Source organism: Moraxella caviae (assembly GCF_002014985.1).
Taxonomy (GTDB): Bacteria; Pseudomonadota; Gammaproteobacteria; order Pseudomonadales; family Moraxellaceae; genus Moraxella; species Moraxella caviae.
Map to the genome: position 1 here is coordinate 13,183 of NZ_MUXU01000034.1, position 22,754 is coordinate 35,936.

14 protein-coding genes are annotated in these 22,754 nt (G+C 49.1%); 11 read left to right on the forward strand and 3 right to left on the reverse strand.

Annotated features, from left to right (window positions below):
- Positions 1-32 precede the first annotated feature (32 nt).
- Positions 33-4,475, reverse strand: a complete 4,443-nt coding sequence (locus B0181_RS05105) for an exodeoxyribonuclease V subunit gamma (RefSeq protein WP_078276435.1) — start codon at positions 4,473-4,475, stop codon at positions 33-35.
- Between the two features lie 368 nt (positions 4,476-4,843).
- On the opposite strand from B0181_RS05105, the gene dnaE reads away from it, so the two are divergent.
- The 6 genes from dnaE to scpB all read left to right on the forward strand — a co-directional run bounded on the left by dnaE (position 4,844) and on the right by scpB (position 13,455).
- Positions 4,844-8,539 carry a DNA polymerase III subunit alpha gene (gene dnaE / locus B0181_RS05110; protein WP_078276436.1) on the forward strand — a complete coding sequence of 1,232 codons (3,696 nt, stop codon included), beginning with the start codon at positions 4,844-4,846 and terminating at the stop codon, positions 8,537-8,539.
- A gap of 45 nt (positions 8,540-8,584) precedes the next feature.
- Positions 8,585-9,478 (forward strand): RNA methyltransferase, encoded by an 894-nt coding sequence (locus B0181_RS05115; protein WP_078276437.1) that lies wholly within the window; start codon positions 8,585-8,587, stop codon positions 9,476-9,478.
- A 255-nt stretch (positions 9,479-9,733) separates the two neighbouring features.
- Complete coding sequence (cysE, locus tag B0181_RS05120) at positions 9,734-10,582, forward strand: serine O-acetyltransferase (RefSeq protein ID WP_115338196.1); 849 nt, start codon at positions 9,734-9,736, stop codon at positions 10,580-10,582.
- 91 nt (positions 10,583-10,673) lie between these two features.
- Complete coding sequence (trpS, locus tag B0181_RS05125; protein WP_078276439.1) at positions 10,674-11,759, forward strand: tryptophan--tRNA ligase; 1,086 nt, start codon at positions 10,674-10,676, stop codon at positions 11,757-11,759.
- A 5-nt stretch (positions 11,760-11,764) separates the two neighbouring features.
- The gene (locus B0181_RS05130; RefSeq protein WP_078276440.1) at positions 11,765-12,700 is read left to right on the forward strand and encodes a segregation and condensation protein A; all 936 of its coding nucleotides are present in this window, start codon (positions 11,765-11,767) and stop codon (positions 12,698-12,700) included.
- A gap of 188 nt (positions 12,701-12,888) precedes the next feature.
- The gene (gene scpB, locus B0181_RS05135) at positions 12,889-13,455 is read left to right on the forward strand and encodes an SMC-Scp complex subunit ScpB (RefSeq protein ID WP_242620173.1); all 567 of its coding nucleotides are present in this window, start codon (positions 12,889-12,891) and stop codon (positions 13,453-13,455) included.
- 62 nt (positions 13,456-13,517) lie between these two features.
- Here the strand turns inward: scpB and B0181_RS05140 are convergent, their stop codons facing one another.
- A complete protein-coding gene (locus B0181_RS05140) occupies positions 13,518-14,270 on the reverse strand; it encodes a hypothetical protein (RefSeq protein ID WP_078276442.1) in 753 nt (250 codons plus the stop codon).
- A gap of 246 nt (positions 14,271-14,516) precedes the next feature.
- Between B0181_RS05140 and rluB the strand changes: the two genes are divergently transcribed.
- From rluB to B0181_RS12370, 5 genes are all read left to right on the forward strand, one after another.
- Positions 14,517-15,482, forward strand: a complete 966-nt coding sequence (rluB, locus tag B0181_RS05145) for a 23S rRNA pseudouridine(2605) synthase RluB (protein WP_078276443.1) — start codon at positions 14,517-14,519, stop codon at positions 15,480-15,482.
- Positions 15,483-15,752: 270 nt separating this feature from the next.
- Positions 15,753-16,670, forward strand: a complete 918-nt coding sequence (argF, locus tag B0181_RS05150) for an ornithine carbamoyltransferase (protein WP_078276444.1) — start codon at positions 15,753-15,755, stop codon at positions 16,668-16,670.
- Between the two features lie 251 nt (positions 16,671-16,921).
- Complete coding sequence (locus B0181_RS05155; RefSeq protein ID WP_078276445.1) at positions 16,922-17,608, forward strand: SIMPL domain-containing protein; 687 nt, start codon at positions 16,922-16,924, stop codon at positions 17,606-17,608.
- Positions 17,609-17,814: 206 nt separating this feature from the next.
- The gene (locus B0181_RS12365) at positions 17,815-18,255 is read left to right on the forward strand and encodes a peptidoglycan-binding domain-containing protein (RefSeq protein WP_242620171.1); all 441 of its coding nucleotides are present in this window, start codon (positions 17,815-17,817) and stop codon (positions 18,253-18,255) included.
- Between the two features lie 13 nt (positions 18,256-18,268).
- The gene (locus B0181_RS12370) at positions 18,269-18,955 is read left to right on the forward strand and encodes a L,D-transpeptidase (protein ID WP_242620170.1); all 687 of its coding nucleotides are present in this window, start codon (positions 18,269-18,271) and stop codon (positions 18,953-18,955) included.
- Between the two features lie 116 nt (positions 18,956-19,071).
- On the opposite strand, the gene mfd is transcribed toward B0181_RS12370, so the two are convergent.
- Positions 19,072-22,686: a transcription-repair coupling factor gene (gene mfd, locus B0181_RS05165; protein WP_078276446.1), complete on the reverse strand. Its 3,615-nt coding sequence runs from the start codon at positions 22,684-22,686 to the stop codon at positions 19,072-19,074.
- Positions 22,687-22,754: the final 68 nt, after the last annotated feature.

The following is a 22,754-nucleotide window of genomic DNA, read 5'->3' on the forward strand; positions in this document are numbered from 1 at the left end:
ATTTTATTTAAGTTTTACAATCTAAGTTTCTGTTATTCTGCCAAGTCATCGTCCAGCGATGAAATGCAATCAAGCAGCGATTGATATAAGATTTTCGCCAATGGCGATACCGCTTGCAAGGCGACAATCGGGTCGGTGTCGCCAAGCAGCGTCTGCCATGTGGGGTGATGGGCGCAGTTATCAAACACAGGCATACCAAAACTTACGTTCGCCCATTTTTTAATCTGGGCATCGCTTTGATAATCAAAATTTTCACCGCCATCATGCTGAGCAATTTGCAAGGCGGTTTGTGGCGTGAGCGCAATCGGCACCTGCTTGCAAATCTGCGCAAAAATCAGCCACATGGCAAGCTCGGCATTCGCTCGCTCATATTCCACAGGCGCAAATCGTACGGTATTTGTAAGCTCCGCCACGCTGCCGCCATCTTTTTTAAACTGCCAAATGCTCGTGCCTGCGCCTGTTTCCACGTCAGTTTGGCTCGTTTGGCGCACCGCCTGCCAGTACAAATGCATCAGCCAAAAGCGCAGCAAATGCTCGGCGCGCGTACTGCTGGGCGACAGCGACAGCCAAAGTTTTGCGCTGTGTTTGGTGCTGTCCATGCTTGCAGGCACACGCCCCATTACAGACACAGGCGTATCACCCACCAGTAGGCGCAGGCGTGTTTCTTGGGTTGGACTGATGAGTGATGAAAATTTGTCGTGCGCTACACTTGCAATTTTGGCAGTGCCGTCAAGCGCATTTAGTCGTGTGGCGAAATTTTGCAAGTCGCTCGTCAGTTCGTCTACCGCCATTGCCAGTGCTTTATGGCGCATCACGCCAGCTGGCAGCAAGTTGCCAAAAGCAAATGCTTGCAAACTTGCATTTTTGCTTGCAGAATTTTTTGCGTTATCGCTTGCAATGCTATTTTTAGTACTTGCAATTTTACCTGTGGTTTCGCTAGCAGTATCGCTTGCATTTTCTTGGCTTGCAATTTGCGTATTTGCAAGCGGCAAATCATCAAGCGCACCCATCGCCACTGCTTGCAATAAAGCGTCATTGAGCTGCCAATGTGCCAGCCCGTCAAGCGACAACGGCTCGTTTTGTTCATTTTCTGCCGTATCTGCTTGCTTAGGCAGGCGTAATTTGCCACGCAAAAACTGCACCGCAAGCGACTTGACCGCACGCACAATGTCGTCAATCTCGCAATGTGTAGGCAGTGTCATTTCAAGTGTGTCCAGCATTTTTTGTAAATCATGCACTGAATGCTGTGCGCTTGCTGCCGCTTGCAGTGTATGAGCGATTTGATGAATGGTTTGCTCATCTGGCAAGGCAATGACTGGCTTGACAGGCGTATCGCTTGGGCTATCTAATAAGGCGCGCACCTGCTGCCAAAGCGGTGCAGGCGGCAAGTTTTGGCGTTGGCGTGCTTGGTATTGTGCCACCGCTTGCAACATTCGTGTCTGTGCTGCTGTTTTTAGCTCTTGCAAATCAAGCGATTTTTGCAAGTTATCCGTTTGCAATTTATTGTCTGGCAAGTCGTCTGCTGCTTGCACACCATCATTCTGATAAGCATTCGTTTCATAAAAAGCCGCTCGCTCAAAATCGCTGGCAGTATGCTCGCTCACCAAATAGCGCTCAATCAGCGTGGGCATGATGTCGCTGATTGCACGGTGTATGGCGTGCTGCTCAATCAAATCATCGGCTTGCACAGCCGTATCTGCCGTGTGCCAATCGCCATCATTTTTAAGAAATTCTAATAATTCTCCCACAGGCGATGCAGGCAAAAGCCGTGTTATGCCATCATTTGCCACGCCTTGATAAAAAATCAAACAATGCTCTTTGGCACACAATAAAGCGTCCAAAAACGCACCATTATCATCATCTTCGTTGTAGCGATCGCCACGTCTTTTAAGTCCTGCGCGCATCAAATCTAGACGCACGCTTTTGTCTTGGCGTGGAAATGCCGCCAAATTCATCTCAAGCATGATAACCAGCCCAAACGGAATGCTGCGCACCGCCCCAAATCTGGCAAAGGTAATCACACCAGATGGCTCGGCACTGATGGCTTGCTGACTGACCGCCTGCGCCAAACTCTCTAGCACAAATTGCAAACTTAGCCAAATGTCGTCCGTACGATGTGATGAATTTATATCAAGTACTTGATTTTGCTCGTGTTTTGTGCGTTGATAATTTTGGTTGGCACGCAAATTTGCCATCATGGCGTTTTTGGCTTCAAAAATCGCACGCATGGCGGTGGTGTCTTTGAGCGGTGAAAAATAGCGATTGATGACGTCTTGTTCAATCTTGTCAAGCCACGTCTGCGCCCTGTCGGTCTTGGTAAAATCGTTTTGCAAATCACTCAGCCCTGCGTGAATTTTACTCAAAGCTGCGATGATGGCGCTGTCGGCAGGCGTTACGTCATCAAGCGGCAAACTCGCTTCGGCAAATTCACCGCCTTGCCACGTCAAAGGATACAGCAAATCATTGGGCGCGCCATCGCATGGCGTGAGCAGCCCCAGCACCAGCCGATCCAGCGCATAGCTAAAAGTGTAGCGATAATCGGTGTCTTTTGCGTGCAAAGATTTCGCCAAATGCGCTTCGTCAAAGCCACGCTTAAATCCTGCCTTGTCCAGCAAATCTTTGGCACGCATGACGTCATCAAAGCTCAGCCCAAAACTTTCGTGCAGCGCAGGAATCATCAGCCATTCAAAAAACTCATCGCAACCAAAGCGAGCCAAAGGCGCACCTAAAAGCTGATAAAATCCTGTGATTGCTGCCATCAGCTCATCAATGCTTTTATCGCTAGTGCCTGTGATTTTGGCGGGCAAATACAGCCCGTCCATGCCGCGTCCTTCAGGAAACACCGCACGAATCACTTCTTGGGCGGCTGCCACGTCAGGCAGTAGCACCACTACGTCTGATAAATGACGCTCAGGCGTTTCGTTTAAGTAGCGTGCAATCATACGCCTTGCCAATTCCAGCTGGCGTTTTAGGCTGTGGCAAGCATGAATGGCAAGACTTGGCAAGCGTGTGCGATTGGTGTCCAACGACAAAGGCGTTTTTGGGCGAGTTTTGTGCTTTAACTCATCAAAAATCTGAGCATTGATGGTAGCACTTGCTCTGCCTTCTTGCAGCATTAAAATGTCGTCTTTGATTTGCTGTAAGAGCGAATGATTGGTGTGCGTATTGTGCTTGATGAAATGGTCTTGCCACTCTACCTGCCATTTGGTGATTAAATCAGCAATGGCGTCAGTATTTTGCGTAGAGTTGCTCTGCGCAGAACCATTTTGCAAAGAATCTTCCTGCTCAGAATTGTTAAGCTCTTCTTCATAATAATACGCACCGCCAGACATATCAGCCAGCATGGCGAACGTCTCTCTGGATTCTTTACCCAAGCGAGACAGCAGCGTATGCCCAGCGTCTTTTAAATACACGCTTTCAGGGCGAATGATTTGCTGCGTCATCAGCCAGCGTTTATCCACGATATCCGCCCAAAACAGCTTTGATGGATTAAAATGGTACAAATGCACGTCCAGCTGTAAAGACAGCCGCTTTAAAAACATCAGCTCCACCGTGGGAATTTGCTGCACGGTAAAAAGATGAATGCTCTTTGGTAGGGCTTGCAGCGCAGCGTGTTGCAAGTCTTTACCACGCCCACCTTCCAGCACTTGCCAAAATCTATGCTCAAGCGCTTCACGGTATTCATAAGCATCGGCAAACAGCGTCTGCCAAAGGTGGCGCAGCAGCGTTTCTAACGCCACATAATGCCCCACCAGCCATTCAGGCGTGGCGTGTTCATCGCTGGGCGCAAAATCATCGGTGAATTTATCCTTTTGGGCAATCATCGCCTCCACGCTCATAGGCAGTGGCGCGCCAGTCGTCCACGCTTGCAGCCACTCGGGTCTTTGGGTGAGATAGCGCACATACACGCGCGCCAGCTCATCGCACGCCTGCCACAGCCGATGTTCTGGTACGCTGTCGCTGGCTTTGTCGTACAGTGGCTTAATCAGCAAGTGCAGCTTGTGCGTGTCGTCCGCCAAAATTTCCGCCAGCGCTTGCTTACTTGCTTCAAAATTGGCGTTTGCGCCCAATGACAGCACTTGCGCCAAATGCCCAAAAATTCGCCAGCGCATGACAGACGCAGACAGCATGGCAACTTCTGGCACTTCCAGCGTGCCATCAGGGGCGTGTGCGGGGTCGTATTTGGGCGAATTGGCGTGAAATTGTGCATCCAAATCCAGCACTTTTTTAATCATTTGCCACTGATACTGCCCCCAAAATTGCGATGTGAACAGCGTGCTGATTTTTTCTTTGCTGGCGACCGTTTTTGTCAGCCAATCGCCCAAAACCATAGACGGCACAATCACCACAAAAGGCGAAAAAATATTGGCAAAGCCTGTATTTTGCTCGCCATCGTGCGCCCAATCCTTGCGATAAAAAGCGAGCAGACGCTCAACCAAAACATCGGTATTATTAGATTGAATGATATGGAACATGGCGGCAATTCTTAAGTTAAACTTCTTGGCTTGGGTAAAGATTTGTCAATAAAACGCTCAAATGACGAACGGCTGGGCGGTGCGTTTAAAGTGCGCTGGATTTTGCTGTACTGTACAATTTTGGCTAAGTTTTTGCAACCGTTTGCGTGGTTTTTTCTGGTTATTTTAAGGTGTATTTGTGGTATAATTTGCCCATTTATTTGGCGGTGTGTGGCGGTTTGCGCTTGATAAATGGCTTGTTTTAAGTTAAGTATTAAGTTTAAGCAAGCATTAGCCAAGCATTGACTTGCTTTTTTAAAACGCCAAAACATTAAATTTCAGCAACTTTTTTAATTTTAAGCAACCTTTAAACAAAGAAAACCAACATCATGGCATTTACCCATCTTGGCGTACGCAGTGAATACGCCATCGTTGATTCCATCGTACGCATTAAAGAGCTTGTCAAGGCGGCAGCGGCTGACGGGCAGACGGCGCTTGGGCTGGCGGATTTGAACAATATGTTTGGCGCGGTCAAGTTTTATAAAGCGTGCGTGGGCGCAGGCATTAAGCCGATCTTGGGCTCGGAAGTAACCATTGGGGAAGCCATTGACCGTGATGCTGAAGATAATGGGCATACGGTGATTTTGTACGCCATGAATAATGACGGCTACAAAAACCTTTTGCGCCTGCTGTCGGACGCTTATACCGACCGCCCGATGGGTGAAAACGGCTCGGTGCTGGTGCATACGCCCATTATTACGAAGGCTGCTTTAAAAGAGCGCAATGACGGCTTGATTGCGATTTTAACCCACCGCTCAGAAGTTGCAGAAAGTCTACAAGGCAACCACCCAGAGCAAGCGCAGCCGATTTTGGCAGCGTGGAAAGCCGTCTTTGGCGACCGCCTATACCTAGCCATTCGCCGCACCAAAGACGCGGACAACGATTTTAACACCCAAGCCGTCATTCAAGGCAGTAAAGCGGGCGTGCCTGTGGTGGCGCATAATGACGTGCGTTTTATGAATCCTGTGCCAGAGCTTTCTGACACTGGCGGCAAGGACGTGGACGATTCAAGCAGCGATTTTGATGCGCATGAAGCACGCGTGTGCATTGCTGGCGGTTATGTGCTTGCCGACCCAGATCGCCCACGTCTGTACAGCGAATCGCAATATTTCAAATCCCAAGATGAGATGAGCGAGCTGTTTGCCGACATTCCTCAAGTCATTGAAAATACAAATCTTTTGGCTTCACGCTGTAATGTTACGCTCACGCTTGGCATTAACGTTTTGCCTGATTTTCCCATTCCAGAAGGCGACACCATTGAAAGTTTCTTTCGCCGCACCGCCGCTGAAGGCTTAAACCGCCGCCTTGATAAACTCTACCCTGCTGCTGAGCGTGGCGATGATTGGGCCAAGGTTCGTAAGCCTTATGATGAGCGCTTAGAATACGAGCTGGGCATTATCCTAAAAATGGGTTTTCCGGGTTATTTTCTTATCGTGATGGACTTTATCCGCTGGGCAAAAGCCAATGGCGTGCCTGTGGGGCCGGGGCGTGGCTCAGGCGCAGGTTCGCTTGTGGCGTATGCGCTAAACATCACCGACCTTGACCCTTTGCATTATGATTTACTGTTTGAGCGCTTTTTGAATCCAGAGCGTGTGTCCATGCCTGACTTTGATATTGACTTTTGTATTGATGGGCGAGACCGTGTCATTGATTATGTGGCGCAAACTTACGGACGCAAGGCGGTATCGCAAATCATCACCTTTGGTACGATGGCGGCGCGTGCGGTGGTGCGAGACGTGGCGCGTGTACAAGGCAAATCTTACGGCTTGGCGGATAAAATTTCCAAGCTGATTCCAAAAACCCCCGGCATTTCGCTGGCAGAAGCGGTGGAAGAAGAGCCACAACTAAAAACCCTACTCACCGATGAAAACGCCTTTGACCACGATGCGGCGGTGGAAATTTGGGAAATGGCAGAAAAGCTAGAAGGCATCACGCGTAACGTGGGTAAGCACGCAGGTGGCGTGTTGATTGCGCCAAATCGCATCAGCGATTTTAGTGCAGTGTACTGTGATGACGAAGGACACCCTGTCAGCCAGTTTGATAAAGATGACGTGGAAGCGGTTGGCTTGGTGAAATTTGACTTTTTGGGTCTTCGAAACCTAACCGTCATTCAAGCGGCGATTAACAACATCAACGAAACACGCAGCCGCCTTGGGCAAGAGCCGATTGACCTTGAAGCCTTGCCGCTTGATGACATGAACGTCTATCAAGCCGTGCTACAAGCAGGAAATACCACTGCTGTATTCCAGCTAGAAAGCTCAGGCATGAAAAAATACCTAAAGCAGCTTAAGCCGTCAAACATTGAAGACGTGATTGCGATGTGCGCGCTGTATCGCCCCGGCCCTTTAGAGACGGGCATGGTAACAGACTACATTGACCGTAAGCACGGCATTCAAGAAGTGGTGTACGACCACCCTTATCTTGAGCCGATTTTGGAAAATACTTATGGCGTGATTGTCTACCAAGAGCAAGTCATGCAAATCAGTCAATCCATGGCAGGCTATAGTCTTGGCGGTGCCGATATGCTGCGCCGTGCCATGGGTAAGAAAAAACCTGAAGAAATGGCAAAGCAGCGCTCCATTTTCGCTGAAGGCGCAAAGGGCTTGAACATTGACCCAGACATTGCCACAGGCGTGTTTGATTTGATGGAAAAGTTTGCAGGCTATGGCTTTAACAAATCGCACTCGGCAGCTTATGGCGTGCTGGCTTATCAGACCGCTTATTTAAAGCATTACTACCCTGCTGAATTTATGGCAGCGGTACTGACTTCGGAGATGGACGACACCGACACCATCGTAGGTTTGATTGCTGACTGCGAAAATAACTTTGGTTTGACCGTCATTCCGCCAAGTATTAACCACAGCAAATGGCATTTTGTCGTCAAAGACAGCACCACTGTCGTGTACGGACTTGGCGCGGTCAAAGGCGTGGGCGAAGAAGCGGTGGCAAGCATCGTCAATGCCAGAAAAGACGGCCGCTTTAAGGATTTGTACGATTTTTGCAACCGTGTAGACATCAAAAAAGTCGGCAAGCGTGCGCTGGAAGCCTTGATTCGTGCTGGCTGCTTTGATATTTTGGCAGAAGAGCTGCAGCCTGCGCTCATCACTGAAGAAGCCAATCTTAGCCATCAAATCCGTGGCGGCTTGTGGGAGCAATTCCCAAGCGCCATGCAAGCTGCCGAGCAAAACCGCCAAAATGCGCTGGCTGGTACGTTTGATTTATTTGGCGAAGTGGACGATGGCTTGTCGGTTGCGCCGCCTTTGCCAAACATCATCTGGAGCGATGAAGAGCGGCTGCGTGGCGAAAAAGAAACGCTGGGACTGTATCTGACTGGACACCCCATTGACGAATACCGAGACGAGCTCAAAAAGTACACAAACGTTGCCACGCTTGCGGATTTATCAGACACAGGGTTTAATAAATACGCCAAAGTTGCAGGGCTGATTATTGACATCGCAAACTTTGGCAACCGCATCGCCATCACTCTGGACGATGGCACGCGCCGCCTAGAAGTCAGCTGCTTTGGCGATAAATTCGCACGCCTACAAAACGTGGTAAAAATGGACAAAAACAAAGACACCATCATCGTCGCCAAGCTGTCGGTGCGTGAAAACGATGGGCGAATTTTTGCCAGATTACAAGACGCGACAAGCCTTGTGCAAGCGCGCCTCAAGCACTTATCCGCCATCAATCTAAAAATTCACGCCGCCGACACCGCCATTTTGCCAGAGCTGATGGCGCTATTAAAAGAGCAAATGCCGCCTGACCCCAATGAAGTCAATCTAAGCGCTGACGATGACGCAGAGTTGGAAGCCGAAGGATTTTATGCCGATTATGACAGTGAAATCGCTGCGCCCACGCCTGCCAAAATCCAAGACGGCTGCCTGCCTGTGGCACTGTATGTGTACGATGAATGCGGCATTGCGCGGCTGCGTGTCAATGAGCGTTTTCGTGCATACCCCAGCAATGACGTGGTGCGCAAACTCAAAAGCCTTGTGCCAGCAGAAAATTTGAATTTTAAATAATTCGCATTTTAAATTAAGTGTAACTTTTAAAACAAACCCAAAAAAATGACACACGCTTTATCAAATCACACCCTAACCGCATGGCTATCACGCATTCGCATTGTGATGGTCAATACCACCTTGCCTGCCAACATCGGCTCAGCGGCACGCGCCATGCACACCATGGGACTTAGTGATTTGGTGGTGGTATCGCCACGCTTGCCAGTGGACGACACCGCCACCGCCAATGCTGCAGGCGGTACAAACGTGCTTAATAATTTGCGCATTGTGGATAGCATTGATGAAGCGATTGGCGATTGTGCGCTTGTGTTTGCCGCCAGCGCACGCAGCCGCCATCTGCCAAAACCTGTCATCAGCCAAAACGCTGCTGCCGCCATGATGGCGCAGTTTTTAAAATCGCATGACAGTCGTAAAAACAGCGAAAGCAGCGAAACGCCAGATGACGCAACATTGAGCGCAACATTAAACAATGAAACGCCAAACAAGCCGCCACGCATTGCCATTTTATTTGGGCGAGAAGACCGTGGATTAACCAACGAAGAGTTGGCATTGGCAAGCCATCACATCCAAATCCCAGCCAATCCCACCTATCCTGTGCTAAACGTCGCTGCTGCCGTGCAAGTCATCGCCTCCGCCATCTATGCCAAATTTGACGAGTGCGCCCACAAAGCCCTGCCAAATACCGAGCCAGCGGACGAGCATAGCATTGCGCTTATCACACGCAGCCAGTGGGACAGCCCTGCCATCACCAAAGCCCAGCAAAGAAGCCTTGAGCAGGCGTGGATTGATGCGATGGTGAAATTGGGCTTGGCGCACGATGGTGAATTGCGTTATTTGCCTGAGCGTTTGGCACGCCTTGCCGACCGTGTGCAGCTTGATCAGCGTGAATTTGCGCTGCTGCGTTCGGTGCTTGCCAAGGTGAGTCAGCGTTTGGACTAATCATTACAATGTATTTACGTTTAACTTACAACGCACGCACAAACCGCCAAATCACACACGCAAAGCAAGCCAAATTCATCACGGTGTGGTACAATAGGCGATTTATGGGTTGATTTTTGTCAATCTGCAGCTTGAGCGGCTCAGTACTGCGCCAAGCTAACTTACTTTACTGATGATTAAAAACTTATAAACTTAATCAACCAAAATAATCAGCAAACCCACAACCCAACAGCAAAGACCTTTAAGGATAGCATTATGTCTGTCATCGCCACGCTTAAAAACCTTGCCGCCGCCATCAATGACGACCTTGATGCGGTGCTAGAGCGCGACCCTGCCGCCCGCTCCAAGGCTGAAGTGCTGATTGCCTACCCGGGCGTTCATGCACGCATTTTGCACCGCGGGGCGCACCGTCTGTGGAATGCCGACCAAAAATTTTTAGCGCGCGCTTTATCGCACGTCAGCCGTGTGGCGACAGGCATTGAAATTCACCCTGCCGCCAAAATCGGCAAGCGTCTGTTCATTGATCACGGTATGGGCGTGGTGATTGGCGAGACGGCGGAAATTGGCGATGATGTTACTTTGTATCACGGCGTAACCTTAGGCGGCGTGTCTTGGGAAAAAGGTGCAAAACGCCACCCAACCTTAGGCGATGGCGTGGTGATTGGCGCAGGCGCGAAAATCTTGGGCGGCTTTACAGTGGGCGATTATGCCAAAGTCGGCTCAAACGCTGTGGTGGTCAAGCCTGTGCCAGATCATGCCACCATGGTGGGCAGCGCTGCACGCATGATTGACAAAAAATCAAAAAACACCGAAACAGACGACAAAGCTGGCGAAAACTTGCGCGAAACGCCCGTCAAAGCCAGCGAGCCTGACAGCAGCATTCGCCTAGATTCGCCCAATGACACAAGTTTTAACGCCTACGGACTAAACCCAAACAGCCAAGACCCAGTGGCGACCAGCATTGCCGCCCTGCTTGCGCACATTCAAAAACAAGATGAGCGCATTGACACCTTGCAAGCGGCGATTTGCAAACTTGACCCAGATTTTTGTAAAAAAGAACTGCCGCCTTTATGTAAGGACGATTTGGATTTGCTAAAATCTTAATTGCGCAAGTTTACTCAAGTTTTTAGCTTTCATTCATCAATAATTAGTTTACTCATCAAATTTAAACCATTTTTACGGAAAAAACCCAGCCATGACCGACACTCAAACCACACAAGCGCAAGCCGCTGAAAAACAACGCATTTTGACAGGTATTACCACCACAGGCATTCCGCATTTGGGCAATTATGTTGGCTCAATTCGCCCTGCCATCGCCGCCGCCAATGCTGCTATTCAAGCAGGCACTGGCGATGCGTTTTTCTTTTTGGCGGATTTTCATGCGTTGATTAAATGCTTTGACCCTGACGAAGTACACCGCTCCACGCGTGCGATTGCCGCCACTTGGCTGGCGTGCGGACTTGACCCACAAGCGGTAACTTTTTATCGTCAATCAGACATCAGCGAAATTCCAGAATTATCATGGGTGCTCAGCTGCTCGTGCGCCAAGGGTCTGATGAACCGCGCCCACGCCTATAAAGCAGCGGTGGATTTGAACACTGCCAAAGAAGACACCGACCCAGACCACGGCATCAGCATGGGATTGTTCAGCTATCCTGTGCTAATGGCGGCAGACATTTTGATGTTTAACGCCACGCACGTCCCTGTGGGTAAAGACCAAGTGCAGCACATTGAGATGGCACGCGACATCGCAGGCACGTTCAATTTTAAATACAAGCCACTATTTGCCACGCCAAATGCGGTGGTTGATGAAAATATGCCGCTTTTGACAGGGCTTGACGGCCGTAAAATGAGCAAAAGCTACGGCAACACCATTCCGCTGTTTGGCGATGGCAATCCGCGCGTGGACCCTGAAAAAGCTCTGCGCAAAGCCATCATGCAAATCGTTACCAACAGCCAAGCGCCAGAAGAGCCGAAAAACCCTGACGATTGCACGATTTTTGAGATTTATAAAGCCTTTGCTACGCCTGAAGAAATCACTGCCCTTGCCGAGCGTTATCGTGCAGGCATCGGCTGGGGTGAAGCCAAAGAGATTTTATTTGAGCAAATCAACCGTGAAATCGCCCCAATGCGCGCACGCTATTTTGAGCTGATGAATAACTCAAAAGAGCTAGAAGAAATCTTGCAATTTGGCGCAAATAAAGCACGCCGCACTGCCGCCAAGCAGTTGGATAAAGTGCGCCGCGCTGTGGGTATTAAGCCGCTTGCCAAGCTAAAATAATCTGTATGCCAAATACCGCCACTAAACCATCAGACGCACCAACCACAGACGCAGCCGCTTTTTCGCCTGCGTCTGATACAGGCGTGCGCATTTTTGATACGCCTGTCGAAAGCCTGCCTGATGACTTATACATTCCGCCGCAGGCTTTTGCCATTTGGCTGGAGCAATTTGCAGGGCCGCTGGATTTTTTGCTGTATTTGGTAAAAAAGAATAATTTTGATTTGACCGAGACGGCAATTTTACCCATCACCGAGCAATATTTGCGCTACATTGGCGATTTGGACGAAGCGTACTTTGAGCTGGCGGGCGATTATTTGCTGATGGCAAGCACTTTGATTGCCATTAAAAGTGAGCTGCTGTTGCCACATTCACCGCTGGATAATGAAGAAATCAGCCCAAAAGCCAAGCTGATTCGCAGGCTGGAAGAGTACGCCCAAATCAAAGAAGCTGCCCATAGACTCGACAAGCTGATTCGCCTTGAGCGTGATGTGTTTTTGGCGTTTACCAGCTTGCCAAGCGTGGAAGCCATGCGTGCTGAGCTACCCAAATACTCGCCAGAAATTTTGGTGAACAGCCTAGTTACCATGCAAATCAAGCCAGATTATCAAATGCACACGGTGAACATTGACCATGTGCCGCTGCCTGAGCGCATTGCCAAAATCAGCCGTGAGCTTTCCCAAAAAGGCGTGGCGACTTTTGCCGAGCTTTTGGATAAATCGCAAGGCAAACTTGGCGTGGTGGTGAGTTTTGTGGCAGTGCTGGAGCTGATCAAGCGTGGCTTGGTGGGATTTGATGACGATCCAAGTGCGGATTTTGACGATGAAAGCAGCGAGCATTACGCCTTACAAAACCCAAATCGCACGCACAACAAAAACCAGCTGCCCACCACCAATCACGCAGGCTATGACATGGCAAGCCAAAAATTACACTGGCTGCACTAAATTTACCAAACCGCACAACCCAACCGACAAAAACCATCATGGCAACAACCCACGAAGCTGCTAACAACTCTAGCAATCAAACCAGTAATGAAACTATCAACGAAACCGTAAGCCACATCGCCAGCAAAACCATCGGCAGTGCTGACAATGAAACGCTTGGCGCAAACATCAGCGAAAGCACGCTCACCATCAGCGAAGATGAGCGTCAAGCCCTGCTGGATTCGCACGCCACGGCAGAAGCCTTGAGCCGCTACATTGAAGTGCTGCTGCACGCCAGCGAAACACCACTGACCGACCAAGACCTAAAAAAGCACCTTTCTATGAGCAGTGATGAGCTGCAAATGGCGCTGATTATCCTGCAAGAACGCCTAAGCAGTAGCGTGCTGACCCTTGGCAAGACCGCCAGCGGCTACCGCCTGCAAATCAAAGACAGCTACTCACGGCTGATTCAGCAAATTTTCCCTGAACGCCTAGAAAGCCTAAGCCAAGCCCTGCTTGAGACGCTCAGCGTGATTGCTTATAAGCAGCCTGTAACGCGCGCAGACATCGAGCAAGTGCGCGGCGTAACGGTGTCTAGCAATATCTTGCGCCAGCTGTTTGATAAGGGCTGGATTATGGAAAAAGGTCATAAAGACACCATCGGCAAGCCTGCGCTGCTGCATACCACGCCTGCATTTTTGGACGCGTTTGGCTTATCCAGCTTAGAAGAACTGCCTGAGCTGCCCGACCTTGAGCAGCTTAAGCCGTTGGGGTGAAATTTAGCGATTAAGCCAAAGCAAGGGTTTTAAATGTGAAGCGCAGAGGAGTGTGCGAGCTATTAGATAGTAGCTGTTCTCGTCAAAGACTTCTTGTCTAGGTTAAAAATAATTACGTGAAAAAGCGAATTGAGAGAATTGAGGGCTGGTAGTTTTTTGCCTGCTCGGTCACGCAGCGGTTCTCTTTCCACAGCCTTGCGACAGTCTGTAGGGGCTGTGTAAGCGTCAAGTGAGTAGTAATACCCATCATCACACTCATCATCAACAACCAACCTAATATCACGGTCATAAGAAGGATCTTCTTCAGTAAAGTCCTTAATCACTGAAGGAAATTGACGGCTTACCTTGTACATATCCGCTTCGCGAGAGAAGATGATCTCACCGTAGGACACTTGCTGATCAACAAATTCAATCATTTCAATTGGCACGCCATAAGCGGTGGCATTTTTTAGATGAAGAGTCAACATGTGAAAGCCACCGTCAGTCTCTGAAGGGTCGTCCTCTTGCCGTTCTTCCACTCTCACAATACTTGCCCTTTGCGCTGGTGTCATGAGCTTCAGCATGTTTGTTCTGTAAGAATCATTAGGATTATAGTCATAATCACACTCCTTGGTGTCTATCACATAGCAATTAACATATTCTGTAAAATCCACCGCATCGCTGGTGTTTTGATTGGTTGAATAAGTATAAGTCTGTAGACCCTTGGCGATTTCTTGTTTGACAACTTGCGAAAATTCCTTGCCCATTTGCTCCATACTGGCACAGCCTGCCACCAATAAAGACGATGCCATCGCCGCCAAACATAATTTTTTCATTTTCGTCACCTGTTTATTTAGTTAAATCTTATTTGGTTAAATAAAGTTACAATAAAACAACAATCATTCTACAAAAAAGCCCAGCGATATTCAATAGTTTTGCGTTTTTTCTAATTAGCAATAAACCACCAAACCAAAACCCCTTAAACACCCCACACTTTTTTATCGCTTTGTGCTGCATTGTGTGCTATAATTATCGGTTTTTAACATTGTGAAATGTCAATTTCCCAGCAGACAGGACTTATCATGACCGAACATCTCACCGATTTGACCGAACAATCCGCCCCATCAAGCCAGCCAGAAGGCGATAAACTACAAAAACTGCTTGCCAGAGCAGGACTTGGCTCACGCCGCCAGCTTGAAGAAGTCATTAAAGCAGGACGTGTCTCCATCAATGGTGCCATCGCAAGCCTTGGCGACCGTGCCAATCACCGTGATGAAATCCGCATTGACGGACGCTTGGTACGCCTAAAAGCCGAGCGTGATACGCGCCGCCGTGTGCTGTGCTATTATAAACCAGAAGGCGAAATCTGCTCAGCTTCTGACCCTGAAGGTCGCCCTACGGTGTTTGACCGCTTGCCGAAGCTGACGGGCGATCGCTGGGTGATGGTTGGCCGCTTAGACATCAACTCATCTGGGCTGCTGCTATTCACCAACGATGGCGAGCTTGCGCACCGTCTGATGCACCCATCAAGCGAAGTGGTGCGTGAATATGCCGTGCGTGTGCTTGGCGAAGTTACCCCAGAAATCGCCCAAAATCTGACCACAGGCGTTGAGTTAGAAGACGGCACTGCCAAGTTTGACGACATCAAAGAAGGTGGCGGTGCAGGCGTGAATAAATGGTATCACGTTACCATCAAAGAAGGCCGCAAGCGTGAAGTGCGCCGTATGTTTGAATCCCAAGAACTCAAAGTCTCACGTCTGATTCGCACACGCTATGGCACGGTGATTTTGCCAAAAGAGCTGCGCACTGGCCGCTTTATTGAGCTGGATGCCAAAGACATCGGCAAGCTCGTTGAAAGCGTGGGCTTGCGTCAGCGTGTCGGTACAGGGCTTACCAATGCCGCCAAAGAAAAGCAATCTCGCATTCATAAAAAGCCGCTAAAAGCCGCACGCCAAAGCCGAGCTGGAAAAGGCACAAACGAACGCAACGACAAACGCAGCCACGCTAAGTCTAATAAGCTAAAAACAGCGAAGTTTTATCCTGTATAATTTTTGCCCTGTATGAATTGCTGATACTATCCACAGTGCGTCAAACTGGCGTGCTGTGGTTTGGTTTTTTAAATTCGCCATGTACTCACGATTGACGGCTTCATCGGTTGCTAATTGACAATTTCAACAAACTTTCAAGCATTTTTGCAATAAAGCCCGTTTATTCACTAGGCAAGAGACAAAAGCGGTGCTATAATCAAGGTTTTTCTGACGAAACCGCCAGATAAATTTAGCCCAACCAGCATTAAAACCTATTTTTTGGATTAAATTATGAGCGTACGCCACTTTCTTACTCTGATGGATTTAAGCAAAGACGAATTGCAGTCTTTGATTCGCCGTGCTTGCGAACTAAAAGCCATGCAGCGACGTGGCGAAATTTACCGTCCATTTGTGGGGCGCACGCTTGCCATGATTTTTGAAAAATCCAGCACTCGCACCCGTGTGTCTTTTGAAACGGGCATGGGACAGTTCGGCGGTCAAGCGCTGTTTTTGTCGCCAAACGATACACAGCTTGGACGTGGCGAGCCGATTGAAGACAGCGCGCGTGTCATCAGCAGCATGACCGACATCGTGATGATTCGCACCTTTTCGCACGCCAAAGTGGAGACTTTTGCCAAATATTCCAGCGTGCCAGTCATCAATGCTTTGACGGACGACTTTCACCCTTGCCAGCTTTTGGCGGATATGCAGACCTTTTATGAGCATCGTGGCAGCATCGAAGGCAAAACTGTGGTATGGGTGGGCGATGGCAATAATATGTGCCATTCGTACATGATTGCTGCGCACCAGTTTGGCTTTAATTTGGTGGTTGCTGCGCCTGATGGCTATAAGCCAAATGCCGAGCTTTTGGCAAAATACGCCCATTGCACACGCTTAGTTGATGACCCAAAACAAGCGGTAAAAGGCGCGCATTTGGTGGTAACGGACGTGTGGGCAAGCATGGGGCAAGAAGCCGAGCAAGCCAAGCGTGAAAAAGACTTTGCCGATTATCAAGTGAATGCCGAGCTTTTGGATTTGGCGCAAGAAGACGTGCTGTTCATGCACTGCTTGCCTGCGCACCGCGGCGAAGAAATCAGCGAAGATTTGCTGGACGACCCACGTTCGGTGGTGTGGGACGAAGCCGAAAACCGCTTGCACGCCCAAAAGGCTTTGATGGAGTTTTTATTAAAAGACAAAATCAAACTGTAATCCACATTTTCAAATGCAGCCCAATCTGGCATGACGCTTGATTGGGCTGTTTTTTGGGCTGTTTTTATGACTGTATCACTTTAAAACTTGCCACACCAAAGCGCAAGCAACGTCTTACAAAGCCGATACACACATTCACAAATGAATGTTTTATAATAAGTGCGAATGGCAATATGCGCCATGTTGTCAAGCACGGCAAATACAGCGCACCGCCACGACAACACATAACAAATCATTAAAAAGGAAAAATTATGAACATCAAACACGCCCTAGCAGCCGCTGCCGCCCTAAGCCTTGCCACGCCTGCCTTTGCCGAATATGACCGTATCAGCTTTGAAAGCGAAGTGAGCCAAGAAGTTGCCAATGATGAAATGCGCGCCACTTTGGTGAAAACCGCCCAAGCGGACAACGCCCAAGACATCGCTAAAATTCTCAATCGCACCATCAACGAAGCGCTAAAAATCGCCAAAAAATACCCAGATGTGCAAGTCAGCACAGGCCGCCAAAGCACTTATCTACGCTATGCGGATAACAGCAGCACGAAAATTGTTGGCTTTACAGGCAGTGCATCGCTTGAGTTAAAAAGCCAAGATTTCAGCGCTGCCAGTCAGCTGATGGCGGATTTGCAAGCCTTGATGGTTACAGAAAACCTAAACTTTGGCGTGTCTGAAGCCACGCGTGCCACCGCCCAAAAACAGCTGGCGCATGAAGCCGCCAAACGTTTTCAAAGCGATGCGCTTGCCATTAGCCACTCTTTTGGCGCACAAAACTACAAAATCGTCAATGTGCAGCTAAACAGCAACCGCTACAGCGTTGCGCCGATGATGTACTCTGCCAAGCTGCGTGATGCAAGTGGCGGCATTGAAGCGCAAAACATGGAAGCAGGCAGCAGCAAGCTGAGCTATTCTGCCAACGGCACGATTGAATTGGTGCGCTGATTGCCCTACTGACTGCTTATTACCGTCAATTTGCCGTCAAACGCACTGCAAGTCAAACGCACTGCAAGTCAAACGTACATCGTGTGAATAAGTTTTGACAAATCGGTGTTTTGGCGGTAAAGTGAGCGCTTAGATTGATTCACTTGATAAAATCAATAATTTTTAAAATTAGATTTTAGAATTAGACAATGATAAACGGTAGTTTTATGAACGCTTTTCACCTAATCACCAAAACTCGTAAAACCGCACTTGCTGCTGCCTTGCTGGCGATTTTTGCCGTGCCAGCCGCCGCCCAAGACGACATCGCAGACGCGGCGCAAGACGTTTTGCAAACCGATGGCGATATTGTGGGCGGTGAAGTGGTTGTGCCAGAGACAGCCGCCGACACCAGCGCAATCAACAGCATTGAAAAAGACGGCAAACGCCACACCACGCTGAATTTATCGGAGTACGCCAAAGCCGTCAATGAAGCGCAGTGGTCGCCAAATATGAAAGTCAATACCGCCATGACGGTGAAATTGCAAGCACTTTTGGATTGGAATCACGCATCGCCCGGCCCGATTGATGGCGGCTGGGGCATGAACAGCAAAAAAGCACTCATCAATTTCCAAAGCACTCATCAATTTCCAGCGCATTCGTGGGCTTGAAGAAACAGGTAAAATGAACGAAGCCACTTGGGCGGAGCTTATCAAAAATATCCCTGCCAATCAGCCTGTGCTGGTGTCTTATACGCTGACCCAAGACGATGTCAAAGGCCCATTTAAGGCGTTGCCAAGTGGCGCGGCAGAACGCTCCAAATTAAAAGCACTCAGCTATGAAAGCGTGGAAGAAATGCTGGGCGAGCGCTTTCATATGAGTGTGGCGTACATCAAAAAACTTAATCCAAATAAACGCTTTGTCGCAGGCGAAACCATCACGGTGATTAACACTGGCGAGCCGCTCAAAGAGCAAATCACGCGTGTGATTGCCGATAAAAACGACAAAATCTTATACGCTTATAATGGCGATAAGCTGGTGGCAACCTACCCAACCACCATCGGCAGCATTGCCACCGCCACGCCAAGCGGTAAATTTAAAGTCATCAATAACGTAAAAATGCCGACTTATAAAGCTACGGTGAACCGTGGCGAAGAAAATCAAAAACATTATTTCTTACCACCCGGCCCAAACAGCCCTGTGGGCGTGGTGTGGATTGGGCTAAACAAGCCAAGCTACGGCATTCACGGCTCGCCTGTGCCTGAAGGCATCAGTCGTCAGCAGTCGCTTGGCTGTATTCGCCTGACCAACTGGGACGTTCTGGAAGTTCACGCTAACATCAAAAATGGCGCAACCGTAGAAATTCGCTGAGTGGAAAATCCGCTGATTGGCATTTCACGATTGTGATTGATAAAACACCCCAAAGGCTTAGCTTTTGGGGTGTTTTTTTGAAATGTTTTATTGCTTAACAAAGCGGTGATAACCCATCACTCCGCTTTTGTGTTATTAACGCTATTACCAAAATAATGCAGCAATTCACTGCACTTATCAAGGCGCGCTTGCACGTCCATCTCTGCCTTGCTGATGAATTTTAGCCCTGTTGCGCCATTCATGCGATAACTGCCGTGCTTGTCATCGCCGCTTTGAATCAGGCGAATGATTGCCATGCCGTCCACAGGCGTGTCTGGTTTAAATTCAAAGCTGATGCCGTGCGCCGCTGCGTCAATCTTGGTAATGCCAAGTGTGTGCGCCTTGATACGCAGGCGATGCACGCTAAATAGGTTTTGCGTGGCGGCTGGCAGCGCACCAAAGCGGTCAATCATCTCAGTGCGAATGTCGTTTAATTCTGGCACATCTTCTGCGGTGCTGATGCGCTTATAAAACAGCAAACGCTCCGCCACATCGCCCAGATAGTCATTGGGAATCAAGGCAGACGCATGGATATTGATGTCGCTCACCAAATCAAGTGGCGTGGTAAGACTTGGCGTTTTACCCGCCTTAATCGCTTTGGTCGCACGCGTCAGCATATCCATATACAGCCCAAAACCGATGGTCTGCATATTGCCTGACTGTTCCTTGCCCAAGATTTCGCCTGCACCACGAATTTCCAAATCTTCGCTGGCAAGCATAAATCCTGCGCCTAGAGTGTTGGCACGGGTGATGGCGTCAAGGCGTTTTTTGGCGTCTGCCGTCAAGCCCTTGATGGACGGCACCAAAAGATAACAGTACGCCTGATGATGGCTGCGCCCCACTCGCCCACGCAACTGATGCAGCTGCGCTAGGCCGAATTTATCCGCACGATTGATGATGATGGTGTTGGCATTTGGCACGTCAATGCCTGTCTCAATGATGGTGCTGGCAATCAGTACGTTGGTTTTTTTGTGGTAAAAATCACTCATCACCGCCGACAGCTCACGCTCGTGCATTTGCCCATGCGCCACGCCCACGCGCGCTTCTACCACCAGCTCTTGCAAGGTTTGCGCCATCGCTTCAATGCTTGCCACGTCATTGTGCAAAAAGTACACCTGTCCACCACGCAAAATCTCACGCAAAATCGCTTCTTTGATGATTTCGTCCGACTTTGGCGCAACAAAGGTTTTAATCGCAAGGCGGCGTGCTGGCGGCGTGGCAATGATAGAAATGTCCTGCATACCAGACAGCGCCATATTCAGCGTGCGTGGAATAGGCGTGGCGGTCATGGATAAGCTGTCCACATCTGATTGCATGGCTTTGATTTTTTCTTTGTGGCGCACGCCAAAGCGGTGCTCTTCGTCAATAATCATCAGCCCCAGCTGCTTAAATTTCACGTCATTTTGTAGTAATTTATGCGTACCGATGACGATGTCCACCTTGCCGTCCGCCAAATCCGCCAGCACGCCATCTTGCGCCTTTTTACTGGCAAATCTTGACAAGCTCTCAATGCGCACCGGCCAATCAGCAAAACGGCTTCTAAAGCTATCTTCGTGCTGCCCAGCCAGCAGCGTGGTCGGCACCAGCACCGCCACTTGATAGCCTGCTTGCACCGCCACAAAAGCCGCACGCATGGCGACTTCGGTCTTGCCAAAGCCCACATCGCCACAAATCAGCCGATCCATCGGTTTATTTTGCTTCATATCATTCAGCACGCTTTCAATGGCAAGCGCTTGGTCGATGGTTTCTTCAAAGGCAAACTGACTGGCGAACAGTTCATAATTTGCCGTCTCCACCGTAAAGCTGATGCCCTGCTTGGCGTTACGTCTGGCTTGCACGTTGAGCAATTCTGCCGCCACATCATAAATCTGCGTCAGCGTTTTTTGCTTGGCTTTATCCCACTTGCCGCTGCCGATTTTAGACAGCTGCACCGCTTCGCTGTCCGTACCGCTGTAGCGCCCAATCAGCGCAAGATTGGTAATCGGTACATAAATGCTGGCGTCATCGGCATAAGTCAGATGGATAAATTCCTGCTCGCCATCGCCCACGTCCAGCACCACCAGCCCGCAATAACGCCCAATGCCATGCTCAATATGCACCACTAGACTGCCTTCGGTCAGCTCGGTTACAGATTTGACCAAAAACGTCTGCGACACGCTGGATTGTCGGCGGCGACGTGTTTGTAAGACTTGTCTGCCAAAAATTTGCGTTTCGCTAATCACGCACAGATTTTGCCCATCATCGCTCGTCAAGTGCAAACCACGCTCAATTGGTGCGATGGTTAGGGCGATTTTATCTTGTGTGAATTCTGATGATTGTTCATAAAATTCAGCAAAATTTGCCACCAGCGCCACGTCAATTTTACCCTTGAGCAGCTCAAGTATAATCTCGCGCCGCCCTGCCGTCTCCGCCACCAAAAGCACAGGTGCGCCACTTTTTTGGATAAAATTAAGCAATGCTTCCAGCGGCTCTGGCTTGTTATGATTGATGGGTAGCGCAGGCGGTGTGTGGCTTTTGGCATTGAGTGCAGGCAATGTTTTGGCTTGCTCTGTTTTGGCTAGCTCATCGCAAGCCGCACCATCTTGCTTGATAAAACTTGCGCGCGGATACGGTTTTAGCTGCTGAAAAAATTCGTTGCTTGGCAAGTACAAATAATCAGGCGGTACGATGGGCGAATCTTTGTCGTGATTACGATTGTCAAAGCGTGCCACCACTTGCGACCAAAATTCTTGGTGAAATTCTGCCAACTTATCATCACAAACCACCAGCGTATTTGTCGGCAAATATGCGAACAAAGAACCAGTCGCAAGCCATTCATCAAACTCAAAAAACAGCGGCGTATAATACTCTATCCCTGCTGGCACAATACCTGACATCACATCGTTGTACAGCTCAAATTTGCGTGCAGACGCATTGGGAAACAGCCTTGCAAAATTTTGGCGAAACAGCTCTTTAGCTTCGTCCAGCGCAAATTCTTGGGCGGGCAAAATACTAAATTTGCTCACCTTTGCTTTCTTTGGCAGTTGGCTTAGCAGCAAAGTATTTTTGCCAGCCAAAGCGTCTTTTTTTAGCGTGTCCAAGTCTTCATCAGCAAGCGTGCGCTGCGTTTCTGGATTGAAAAACTTAATGCTTTCAATCTCATCGTCAAACAAATCAATACGAAACGGCAACGCCTGCCCCATCGCAAAAATATCCACCACGCTGCCACGCACGGCAAATTCACCCGGCTCAAAGACGTTTTCGGCAGATTTATAGCCTGCTTTGGTCAGTCGTTGGCGTGTGGCTTCAATGTCAAAAGTTGCGCCCACCGCCAAATCAAAATGCCGCCCCAGCAAAAACGCAGGCGGCACCACACGCTGCATCAGCGTCTGCACACTCACCAAAAGCACGCCGCTGTTTGGCATATCGCTCAGCAAGCTAATGCGCTCAGAAATGATGTCTTGATGTACCGACAGCTTGTCATACACCAGCGTTTCATAATCGGCAAACACGCGCGCCGACACACCAAAAAAATCAAGCTCAGTGTCCAGCTGATTCAGCTCATTTTGATCGGCGGTGATGACAAGCAAGAGCGTATCAGGATTTTGCTTGGCATAATTGGCAAGCCAAAAGGATTTGCCAAGTCCATGCACAGGTGCAAAGGTGGTGATGTGGTTGGGTTTTTGTTTTGGTGCAGTGATAGAAATGTTCATGCGGTATGTTTGGTATTTATTATTTGTATGTATTTTAAAATGACAATGTATTTACAAAATAAGTACGA

Excerpts from the sequence above, each read along its gene's own strand:
- B0181_RS05105 (WP_078276435.1), bottom strand. The coding sequence starts at position 4,475 with ATGTTCCATATCATTCAATCTAATAATACCGATGTTTTGGTTGAGCGT.
- dnaE (WP_078276436.1), top strand. The coding sequence starts at position 4,844 with ATGGCATTTACCCATCTTGGCGTACGCAGTGAATACGCCATCGTTGAT.
- B0181_RS05115 (WP_078276437.1), top strand. The coding sequence starts at position 8,585 with ATGACACACGCTTTATCAAATCACACCCTAACCGCATGGCTATCACGC.
- cysE (WP_115338196.1), top strand. The coding sequence starts at position 9,734 with ATGTCTGTCATCGCCACGCTTAAAAACCTTGCCGCCGCCATCAATGAC.
- trpS (WP_078276439.1), top strand. The coding sequence starts at position 10,674 with ATGACCGACACTCAAACCACACAAGCGCAAGCCGCTGAAAAACAACGC.
- B0181_RS05130 (WP_078276440.1), top strand. The coding sequence starts at position 11,765 with ATGCCAAATACCGCCACTAAACCATCAGACGCACCAACCACAGACGCA.
- B0181_RS05140 (WP_078276442.1), bottom strand. The coding sequence starts at position 14,270 with ATGAAAAAATTATGTTTGGCGGCGATGGCATCGTCTTTATTGGTGGCA.
- rluB (WP_078276443.1), top strand. The coding sequence starts at position 14,517 with ATGACCGAACATCTCACCGATTTGACCGAACAATCCGCCCCATCAAGC.
- argF (WP_078276444.1), top strand. The coding sequence starts at position 15,753 with ATGAGCGTACGCCACTTTCTTACTCTGATGGATTTAAGCAAAGACGAA.
- B0181_RS05155 (WP_078276445.1), top strand. The coding sequence starts at position 16,922 with ATGAACATCAAACACGCCCTAGCAGCCGCTGCCGCCCTAAGCCTTGCC.
- B0181_RS12365 (WP_242620171.1), top strand. The coding sequence starts at position 17,815 with ATGAACGCTTTTCACCTAATCACCAAAACTCGTAAAACCGCACTTGCT.
- B0181_RS12370 (WP_242620170.1), top strand. The coding sequence starts at position 18,269 with ATGAACGAAGCCACTTGGGCGGAGCTTATCAAAAATATCCCTGCCAAT.
- mfd (WP_078276446.1), bottom strand. The coding sequence starts at position 22,686 with ATGAACATTTCTATCACTGCACCAAAACAAAAACCCAACCACATCACC.